Annotated in this window: 5 protein-coding genes; all 5 read left to right on the top strand. The window is 65.1% G+C overall.

The genetic code is table 11. The annotated features are described in order from the left end of the window. The coding region (gene hisC, locus RMO40_RS04080) for a histidinol-phosphate transaminase (RefSeq protein WP_309716678.1) at nt 1–875 on the top strand (875 nt) is incomplete at its 5' end. Beyond that, nucleotides 872–1,465: an imidazoleglycerol-phosphate dehydratase HisB gene (gene hisB / locus RMO40_RS04075; RefSeq protein ID WP_309716675.1), complete on the top strand. Its 594-nt coding sequence runs from the start codon at nt 872–874 to the stop codon at nt 1,463–1,465. The genes hisC and hisB, both read left to right, overlap by 4 nt. 2 nt (nt 1,466–1,467) lie before the next feature. After that, a complete protein-coding gene (hisH, locus tag RMO40_RS04070; RefSeq protein ID WP_309716673.1) occupies nt 1,468–2,115 on the top strand; it encodes an imidazole glycerol phosphate synthase subunit HisH in 648 nt (215 codons plus the stop codon). A gap of 77 nt (nt 2,116–2,192) precedes the next feature. After that, nucleotides 2,193–2,939 (top strand): 1-(5-phosphoribosyl)-5-[(5-phosphoribosylamino)methylideneamino]imidazole-4-carboxamide isomerase, encoded by a 747-nt coding sequence (hisA, locus tag RMO40_RS04065; protein WP_309716670.1) that lies wholly within the window; start codon nt 2,193–2,195, stop codon nt 2,937–2,939. Between the two features lie 7 nt (nt 2,940–2,946). After that, a partial coding sequence (gene hisF / locus RMO40_RS04060) for an imidazole glycerol phosphate synthase subunit HisF (RefSeq protein WP_309716665.1) occupies nt 2,947–3,637 on the top strand: 691 nt, incomplete at its 3' end.

The following is a 3,637-nucleotide window of genomic DNA, read 5'->3' as shown; positions in this document are numbered from 1 at the left end:
AGCTGCGCGCCGCGCTGGCCCGCCATGTGGGCTTGCCCGAAGGCTATGAGCTGATCCTGGGCAACGGCTCCGACGAAATCATCACCCTGCTCAGCATGGCTTGCGACACCCCTGGTGCCACCGTGCTGGCGCCGGTGCCCGGCTTCGTGATGTATGACGTGTCGGCCCGCCTGCAAGGCCTGCAATTCATCGGTGTGCCGCTCACGGCCGACTTCGAGCTGGACGAAGCCGCGATGCTGGCGGCGATGGTGCAGCACCAGCCGGCCGTCGTCTACATCGCCTACCCCAACAACCCGACGGCCAACCTGTTTGACGATGCGGTCATCGAGAGAATCATCCAGGCTGCGCCGGGCCTGGTGGTGATCGACGAGGCTTATCAGCCGTTTGCCTCGCGCAGCTACCTGGACCGGGTGACACGCCACGAGCACGTGCTGGTCATGCGCACGCTCAGCAAGTTTGGCCTGGCCGGTGTGCGTCTGGGTTACCTCTTGGGGCCGAAAGCGCTGGTGGACCAGATCGACAAAGTGCGCCCGCCCTACAACGTGAGCGTGCTCAACGCCGAGGCGGCGCTGTTTGCGCTGGAGCACCACGACGAGTTCGCCCGCCAGGCCGGCGTGTTGCGCAGCGAGCGCACCCGCCTCACCGCGGCGCTGGCGGCCATGCCCGGTGTGACACCCTATCCGAGCGAAGCCAACATGGTGCTCACCCGCGTGCCGGATGCTGCGGCGCTGTTCGACGCCCTCAAACGGCACAAGGTGCTGGTGAAGAACGTCTCCAAACTGCATCCCTTGCTGGCAAACTGCCTGCGTCTCACCGTGGGCACTCCCGAAGAGAATGATTTGATGATCGACGCATTGAAAGTGAGCCTGTCATGACCGACCGCAAGGCCGACGTCACCCGCAACACCAACGAAACGCAGATCCGCGTGGCCATCAACCTCGATGGCACCGGCGTGTCCAAGTTGGCCACCGGCATCGGCTTTTTCGATCACATGATTGACCAGATCGCCCGCCACGGCCTGATCGACATCGAGATCGACGCCAAGGGCGACCTGCACATCGACGGCCACCACACGGTCGAAGACGTCGGCATCACCCTCGGCCAGGCCATGGCGCAGGCAGTGGGCGACAAGAAGGGCCTGCGCCGCTACGGCCACTCTTATGTGCCGCTGGACGAAGCGCTGTCGCGTGTGGTGATCGACTTTTCGGGCCGGCCCGGCCTGCACATGCGCGTCGACTTCAAGAGCGGCATGATCGGTGCGCTCGACACCCAGCTCGTCTACGAGTTCTTCCAGGGCTTCAGCAACCACGCCGGCGTGACGCTGCACATCGACAACCTGCACGGCGACAACGCCCACCACCAGTGCGAAACCATCTTCAAGGCCTTTGCGCGGGCACTGCGCATGGCGCTGGAGATCGACCCGCGCGCCGCGGGTGTCATCCCTTCCACCAAAGGCAGCCTCTAGACATGGCCAAGACCGTCGCCGTCGTCGACTACGGCAGTGGCAACCTGCGTTCCGTTTCGCAGGCGGTGCTGCACGTGGCGCAGGGCAGCGGCTTCGAGGTGCTGGTCACCTCCAAGCCCGACGAGGTGTATGCCGCCGAGCGTGTGGTGCTGCCGGGGCAGGGGGCCTTGCCCGACTGCATGCGCGAGCTCAAGGAGTCGGGCCTGCAAGACGCTGTGCTCGACGCCGCCGCCCGCAAGCCGCTGATGGGCGTGTGCATCGGCATGCAGATGCTGCTCACCCGCAGCGAAGAAGGCCCGGCCGACGGGCTGAACCTCATCCCGGGTGAGGTGATTCGTTTCCAATTGCAAGGCCAACTGCAGCCCGATGGCAGCCGCTACAAGGTGCCGCAAATGGGTTGGAACCAGGTCATCCAGGCCCGTGCCCACCCGATCTGGGCCGGCGTGCCCGATGAGGCCTACTTTTATTTCGTGCACAGTTTTTATGCCCGGCCGTCCGACCCACACCACAGCGTGGGTGAAACGGACTACGGCAGCCGCTTTACCTGCGCGCTGGCACGCGATAACATTTTCGCCACCCAGTTCCACCCCGAGAAGAGCGCCGAGCATGGCCTTGCGCTCTACCGCAACTTCCTTCACTGGAATCCCTGATCCGCTCATCCAGCGTCATCTTCCTGCGAACTGTCTCGGGCGACACCTTTCCCCCCCCCGCAACTTCTGACTCGGCCATGCTGCTGATACCTGCGATTGACCTGAAAGACGGCCAGTGCGTGCGCCTGAAACAGGGCGACATGGCCGACTCCACCACGTTCGGTGAAGACCCCGCCGCGATGGCCCGAAGGTGGGTCGACGCCGGTGCGCGCCGCCTGCACCTGGTCGACTTGAACGGTGCCTTCGCGGGCAAGCCGGTCAACGAGGCTGCCATCAAGGCCATCCTGGCCGAGGTGGGGGAAGAGATCCCGGTGCAACTGGGGGGCGGCATCCGTGACCTCGACACCATCGAGCGCTACCTCGACGACGGCCTGAGCTTCATCATCGTCGGCACCGCCGCGGTCAAGAGCCCCGGCTTCCTCAAAGACGCCTGCACCGCCTTTGGGGGCCACATCATCGTGGGCCTCGACGCCAAAGACGGCAAGGTCGCAACAGACGGCTGGAGCAAGCTCACTGGCCATGAAGTGATCGACCTGGCCAAAAAGTTCGAAGACTACGGCGTCGAAGGTGTGATCTACACCGACATCGGCCGTGACGGCATGCTGAGCGGCATCAACATCGAAGCCACGGTGAAGCTCGCACAGGCGCTCTCGATCCCGGTGATCGCCTCGGGTGGCTTGTCCAACATGGCGGACATCGAGCGGCTGTGTGCGGTGCAGGGCGAGGGCGTGGAGGGTGTCATTTGCGGCCGTGCCATCTACACCGGCGCGCTGGACTTTGCGTTGGCCCAGAAGCGCGCTGACGAACTCAACGGCGTGGCCTAGCAGCGCCATGCTGGCCAAACGCATCATTCCCTGCCTGGACGTGACCGGGGGCCGGGTCGTCAAGGGTGTCAACTTCGTCGAGCTGCGCGATGCCGGTGATCCGGTGGAGATCGCCGCACGCTACAACGAACAGGGTGCCGACGAACTCACCTTCCTCGACATCACCGCCACCAGCGACGGCCGCGACCTGATCCTGCACATGATCGAAGCGGTGGCCTCGCAGGTGTTCATCCCGCTGACGGTCGGTGGCGGTGTGCGGGTCGTCGACGATGTGCGTCGCCTGCTCAACGCCGGTGCCGACAAGGTGAGCTTCAACTCGGCGGCCGTGGCCAACCCGCAGGTCATCCGTGATGCGTCGGCCAAATACGGCGCGCAGTGCATCGTGGTGGCCATCGATGCCAAAGGCCGCGCCGACGGCTCGGGCTGGGACGTCTACACCCATGGTGGCCGCAAGAACACCGGCATCGACGCCGTGGCCTGGGCACGGCAGATGGCCGAGTACGGCGCCGGCGAGATCTTGCTGACCAGCATGGACCGCGACGGCACCAAGATCGGCTTCAACCTGCCGCTCACCCGCGCGGTGAGCGACGCGGTCGACATCCCGGTGATTGCGTCGGGCGGTGTGGGCACGCTGGAGCACCTGGCCGAAGGCATCCAGCTGGGTGGCGCCGATGCGGTGCTGGCGGCCAGCATCTTTC

The sequence above is a fragment of the Rhizobacter sp. genome, from assembly GCF_031412075.1.
Taxonomy (GTDB): domain Bacteria; phylum Pseudomonadota; class Gammaproteobacteria; order Burkholderiales; family Burkholderiaceae_C; genus Rhizobacter.
Note: the sequence above shows the minus strand (reverse complement) of the source record. Positions and strands in the feature narration are given on the sequence as shown.